The organism is Providencia sp. PROV130, from assembly GCF_028482225.1.
In the GTDB taxonomy this organism is placed as follows: Bacteria; Pseudomonadota; Gammaproteobacteria; order Enterobacterales; family Enterobacteriaceae; genus Providencia; species Providencia rettgeri.
This window is the reverse complement of sequence record NZ_JAMPQC010000058.1, coordinates 1-5,557: the sequence shown is the minus strand read 5'-3', so window position 1 is coordinate 5,557 and position 5,557 is coordinate 1. Positions and strand designations below refer to the sequence as shown.

10 protein-coding genes are annotated in these 5,557 nt (G+C 41.5%); 9 read left to right on the top strand and 1 reads right to left on the bottom strand.

What is annotated here, in order from left to right:
• Positions 1–162 precede the first annotated feature (162 nt).
• The 9 genes from PSF28_RS23245 to PSF28_RS23205 all read left to right on the top strand — a co-directional run bounded on the left by PSF28_RS23245 (position 163) and on the right by PSF28_RS23205 (position 5,215).
• Positions 163–807, top strand: coding sequence for a phage N-6-adenine-methyltransferase (locus PSF28_RS23245; RefSeq protein ID WP_196732057.1), 645 nt, complete (start codon positions 163–165; stop codon positions 805–807).
• Positions 804–1,277 carry a hypothetical protein gene (locus PSF28_RS23240; RefSeq protein ID WP_239407397.1) on the top strand — a complete coding sequence of 158 codons (474 nt, stop codon included), beginning with the start codon at positions 804–806 and terminating at the stop codon, positions 1,275–1,277. Before PSF28_RS23245 ends, PSF28_RS23240 begins: the two co-directional genes overlap by 4 nt.
• A complete protein-coding gene (locus tag PSF28_RS23235; RefSeq protein ID WP_239407396.1) occupies positions 1,274–1,456 on the top strand; it encodes a hypothetical protein in 183 nt (60 codons plus the stop codon). The genes PSF28_RS23240 and PSF28_RS23235 overlap by 4 nt, the downstream gene beginning before the upstream one ends.
• The gene (locus tag PSF28_RS23230; RefSeq protein ID WP_239407395.1) at positions 1,449–1,853 is read left to right on the top strand and encodes a hypothetical protein; all 405 of its coding nucleotides are present in this window, start codon (positions 1,449–1,451) and stop codon (positions 1,851–1,853) included. Before PSF28_RS23235 ends, PSF28_RS23230 begins: the two co-directional genes overlap by 8 nt.
• Positions 1,838–2,224: a RusA family crossover junction endodeoxyribonuclease gene (locus PSF28_RS23225; RefSeq protein WP_272675400.1), complete on the top strand. Its 387-nt coding sequence runs from the start codon at positions 1,838–1,840 to the stop codon at positions 2,222–2,224. Before PSF28_RS23230 ends, PSF28_RS23225 begins: the two co-directional genes overlap by 16 nt.
• Complete coding sequence (locus tag PSF28_RS23220) at positions 2,221–2,760, top strand: DUF968 domain-containing protein (RefSeq protein WP_272685724.1); 540 nt, start codon at positions 2,221–2,223, stop codon at positions 2,758–2,760. Before PSF28_RS23225 ends, PSF28_RS23220 begins: the two co-directional genes overlap by 4 nt.
• Before the next feature lie 14 nt (positions 2,761–2,774).
• Positions 2,775–3,554, top strand: coding sequence for an antitermination protein Q (locus PSF28_RS23215; protein WP_272685725.1), 780 nt, complete (start codon positions 2,775–2,777; stop codon positions 3,552–3,554).
• 1,077 nt (positions 3,555–4,631) lie between these two features.
• Positions 4,632–4,850, top strand: a complete 219-nt coding sequence (locus PSF28_RS23210) for a hypothetical protein (RefSeq protein WP_071548867.1) — start codon at positions 4,632–4,634, stop codon at positions 4,848–4,850.
• 17 nt (positions 4,851–4,867) lie between these two features.
• Positions 4,868–5,215, top strand: a complete 348-nt coding sequence (locus tag PSF28_RS23205) for a DUF1327 domain-containing protein (protein ID WP_272685723.1) — start codon at positions 4,868–4,870, stop codon at positions 5,213–5,215.
• Here PSF28_RS23205 and PSF28_RS23200 read toward each other — a convergent pair.
• Complete coding sequence (locus PSF28_RS23200) at positions 5,202–5,420, bottom strand: hypothetical protein (RefSeq protein ID WP_181489608.1); 219 nt, start codon at positions 5,418–5,420, stop codon at positions 5,202–5,204. The genes PSF28_RS23205 and PSF28_RS23200 overlap by 14 nt on opposite strands.
• Positions 5,421–5,557 lie beyond the last annotated feature (137 nt).

Genomic DNA, 5,557 nt, shown 5'->3' with positions numbered 1-5,557 from the left:
TATTCGCAAGCTTCGCAACAGATGGAATCAATCCCGTTGTGATTTAGTGACTTGCAGGAAGTTTCGTCACTTAAACCATCATGCTGACCATTTTCAAGTTCAGCAGCGTTATAAGCATATGCGCGAGTATGTTAAATCCCACCAGCAGCGAGGGGCTATCTGATGAATAAATACATTCAAAGCCTCGAGGCACTTAAAGCTAAACCACGACATAAGCTTAATGAAATTGGGGATCAGTGGTGTACACCCGATGAATTGTACTGGGGTATCAGCTCGATATATGGGTTATTCAAACTCGATTTATTTACTGACGGTAAAAACACTAAGGCACCTAACTTCTACACTGCAGAAGATAATGCTTTAACTCAAGACTGGTCGGAAAAGCTAAAAGAAGTTGGCGGTGCTGCATTTGGTAATCCACCATATTCACGCAGTTCATATCACGAAAAACAGGCTATAACGGGTGTTGGCCACATAATGAACCACGCCTTTGCAATGAGAGAGAAAGGCGGTCGCTATGTTTTTCTTTTGAAGGCGGCAACAAGTGAAAGCTGGTGGCCAGAAAATGCAGATCATGTTTGCTTTATTCGCGGTCGTATTGGGTTTGAGCTCCCTGCGTGGTTTAACCCATCAGATGATAAACAGAAGCCAACGGGGGCATTCTTTGCTGGCGCTATTGTCGTTTTTGATAAGTCATGGACAGGCAAACCATTTGATTATATCCAGCGTGAGGATCTAGAGGAACGAGGCAGAATATTCATAGAGCAAGTTAGGTGGTTAGCTAAAAAAATGGGGGTGGCAGCGTGAGACGTGACACTTACCAACAATGCATTGAAATTATTAAAGCGGGTCGTCAATTCGACACTTTTAACACAAATCACCTCAAAAGTGCGTGTGGGTACCATAAATTATTATCCAGAAGAATGCTTGTCATCCTGATTGATCTTGGGTGCGTCAAATACCTTGGTGAAATGAAGAAGGATGGTAAGGGGCACGCAATAAGCCATTATCAAGTGACACCATACGCTATCACCAAACTAAAACAGTCAATTGAGAAAGAGAGGCAAGAAAAAGAGCGCCAGCAGGCTATAAAAGCCAAGGCAAGGCTTAAGGCGCAACCAACAGCAGAGCCTAAAAAAGTGGACGAAATCAAGAAGTGTGAGCCCGAGTCTCAATTCGAGTGTGGGATTAAAGTTGTTGAAAAAGCTTACATAGGTGATATGGGAAACCAATCACTAAAACAGTTAGATCAGTTGCTGGCGGGAGTTAGACAGTGAATAACAAAATGCCAGAAATTCACCAATGCAAATGTGGCAGTGAGGATCTGCACATTCAAACCCTCGAATACCGCACTTGGTTTTATGTTTATTGTCATAGCTGTGGGGCGAAAGGCCCTGCAGTAAATGATAAGCCATCAGCAATAGCAATTTGGAATAAGGTGGTAACAAATGGCTAGCAATAAATGCATGTTCTGTGGTGGCAAAGCAACCTTATTATGTGATTTTGTCCTTGGTTTTGATGCCGAGGAGGATGAAAACGGCAATATGATAACACTAAGAAAAAATCACACCTGCGATGCTCCAATGTGTCGTGAGTGCGCCACATGGAAAAGTAATATCTTTTTTTCTGGGCCTGCTGGATTCATGGACACGGTAGATTATTGCCCAATTTGCCAACCGTTATACGCGAAAGGCTTTATGGTTCGTCGTCATAAGGGTGGTTTGCGTGAGGCGAGCTTTACTATTGAACAAGCTGAAATCATCCGTAAAGCGCACTGGGGTAAATATTTAAATGCAAACGGCAGGGTATTCTCCATAGTTTCTGGTGGAGGTCAAATATGTCTGGATCTTTAAGCCTTGTATTGCCTTTCCCCCCAAGTGTTAATGCTTGCTGGCGGAACATCAACGGTAAAACGTTAATCAGTGCAAAGGGACGGGCGTTCCGGGCAAATGCAGCAGCAGCCATCTATGAGCAATTACGTAGAAGACCGAAAGCAATCACTGAGCATGTATCTGTCATTGTGAAGATGTATCCACCGTCAAAGCGTCGAATGGATATTGATAATTACTTGAAAGCGCCTTTTGATGCATTAACGCATGCTGGTGTTTGGAGTGATGACGTTCAGGTTAGGCGTGCCGTCATTGAATGGCATGAAGTCGTAAAGGGTGGTCGATTTGAAATTGAGATAAGGCCCCTCAATGCAGAATTGGAGAAAATATCATGAGCCACCAATGGATATTAACCCCCATCATTATTCCTGAAGTTAATGCTGTGATGTTTAGACCAGGAGCAAGCCTAAATTTGTTTAATGGCAGAATGCTGATCATGACATTACCTGATGAATTAAAACATCGACCGTCAGGCCTTATCTCTCTTGCTGACCAATACCTCAGCGACGTGGTTAGTGATGAACGGGTATCGAAACCTGTATTAAATTTAACCATCGATCCCGAGCCACCAGCAAGCCTAATGCTAAAGCCAAAGTTTAAACGCTGGACAAGCGACGAATATCTTAAGTGGGTTAAATCACAGCCATGTTGTGTTTGTGGCGCCACATCGGATGATGCACATCACCTAATCGGCCATGGTCAAGGTGGAATGGGTACAAAAGCCCATGATTTGTTCACTATTCCATTATGTCGTATTCACCACAGCGAATTGCATAAGGATCCAAATGGGTGGGAGCGGGAGCATGGAAGCCAAATCATTTTGTTATTTAAATTTCTAGATCGGTCTATCGGTCTGGGTGTTTTTGGTTGATAGAGGCGGATATCATGAAATTAGAAAATGTACTTAAAAACTTTCATCCTAAGTCACCGACATTCGGCAATGTAGCTGGCAGCACATCCCCAGACCGTTTAACAGGTACCGATATTATGGCGGCTGTAGGCATGACTGAATCACAAGCTGAATTCGGTATGGCAGCTTTTTTGGCGAAAAATGATATCAGCGAAGAGGATAAGTTCTCTACGGTAGAAGCCTTGACCCAATACGCTAAAAAAATCACACCTAAGCTGGTGGCTAAAGCTGCAGGTAAAAAGTTGGGTTATTGTCTAATTATTCTGGCCAGAATGGCATTTGAAGATTATGCCCGTTCAGCCGGTTCAGTTTTTCCATGTTCAGCATGTAGCGGTAAAGGCCTTATTTATAAGCGCAAGGACGTCATTAAACATCCTGGTATAACCAGACTAGACGGAACTGTAATTATTGAGCCGTGGACAAAAAATGAAGAAGTGGGTGAATTGTGCCAAGAGTGTAACGGTAAGGGGCAATTAGCACACCGTTGCCGCTGTAAAGGGAGAGGCAAGGTATTAGATGACATTCAAACTAAGTTACAGGGTGTTCCTGTATTTAAAGATTGTCCTCGTTGTGCTGGTAAGGGGGTCAACCGTGTACCGTCGTCTGTGGCATATAATGCAATAAGGCATTTAGTACCCGACCTTAACGAAAGAACATGGCGTAGAAACTGGAAGCCGTTCTATGAAAAATTAACAAGTAAGTGCTTTATTGAAGAAAGCATGGCGGAACAAGCATTTAGTAAAGTGATTAAGTGAGTTGTTCGAATAATTAGTAAAACTTGAATTTTGTCCGAAATTGGCTTATTATCTTCTAATAATGGACATTCTATACCTAGTCGCATTAAACCAATTCAAGGCCTCGCAATCGCGGGGCTTTTTTTGTACCTAAAACAAACATAAGACTTGCTGTTACGTTTGGTCAGAGTTACATGTGTAGTTAATGAAATGTTACAATTATTAATTGCAAGTCAGATGGCTGTAGCATAACCTACGTGGCGCTATAGGTATCAAGGATGATTAGCAGGTCCCTATAGCGGAACCCGTCAGCAATGGCGGGTTTTTTATAGAGCGGATTAAGGATACTTTTATTGGCCAAGCTTTAATAATCTTTCTATTAACTATCATGCTAAAAATAATAAGAAAGGAATGGAGTATGGAATACTACGTAGACACTTTAATTGATGAATACGCTTATCATCGTGTGCATAAAGGGGCTGCGGATATCTACCTGAGGATAAGAGGCGATTATTCCTAGGTAAATTTGATAATCATTTCTCAGCCACCTATGTTGCTCAAATGTATTTTTTCCCGAAAGCTAAAGCATGTCCTAATTGCTGCAATACTTAATTGTATACACTGAGCGTGAGAAAACTAAAAAAGCCACCCCAGCAGGTGGCTAAAATATACAATCCAAAAGTAGAATCATGATAAAACAATGTTGCCAAACCTTTATACCATCGGTGTGACTTAAGGTAAATATTTAAAAACGGTTCAGTTCACATAATGAAAACTCTATTTACTAGCTTCTATCTTGCACATAGCGGCATTAAAGCGAGTAGGGTTTTCATTGTGGAGAATGCCAAGGTTGATTGGCTAACTTGCATGGGTTATCTGTACTTATCAGGATAGAAGCACACACGCCATGGGGAACCTGAACGCATACACTCTCAGCGTATGCCTCCACAATACTTATAATCTGCTATAAAGTTCTGATAGCGCGGAACAGTCTGGTTGAACTAAATCAGCCAACACCATTTCGAAAAACAAAATATTCCAAAAATTATTCCAAGGGCTGCGCATTGCGTGGCCTTCTTCTGTTTAAGAGGGCGCCAAATGAAAACAATCCAAGTTACGGTGACGAAGCTTAATGGCTCCGTCTCTTTTGAAGTACACCAAAACGGAGAGCGCCTGGTCAAAGATGCCTTTTATGGAAAAACAAGCACTCAGTTTGCTCGGAAATATCGTGTTAACGGCACATCTGATGATTTGGTTGTCACTATCACTCATAGTGAGGGTGAAAATACAGGTGTTACAGCTAAGTTTATTAATTAAAAGTGAGAGAGGTGGTTATGAGTAAAAAGTATGAATATAGTGCGAATGACTTCACCCACACTGATTCAGCTATCAATGTTCAGGTATGTGTTGCGCCAAGTAATTTTAATTTACTGCCGATTTTTACACTAACAGTACGGGTTGAAAAGAAAGACGGTGAAGATATTGATTATTACCGTGCTGAAGCAATCAAGAGAGCAAAAGCAGTCATCATTGATATTGCAGAAGATGCTGTATTAAGTGATCCGCACCAAAATACACTACAGGATCGAGTAATAGCATTAGAAAAACAGCTCACTGACATGCAAGCGAAAGCGAGCTGTGACATGAACGTCAGGGGTACTATTGAAGCTAACTCTGTGTAACTTCAAATGACTCAATGAGTGCGGCAAGGGCTAAAAGAGCTTCTTTAGTAGCTGAATTATTATTATCTGAATCAAATCTCAACGCATTAATTATATTGTTTTTAACTGATGGGGTCTTGTGGGATATAGCCGTAATTGTATAAGCAAGGGCAGATTCAATAGCATACAATCTCGCGCTAGTATCTAAATTATTACTATATTGCATAAATTTCCTCACACCGAAGTTAATCAGCCACCCCTTCGGTAAGTCACATAGGGCTGAACCTCTAACTTAACCTAAATATCAACTGAATTCATTAACCCACACTAGCTTCTGTAGCTGGTGGACTCTATTAAATCAAG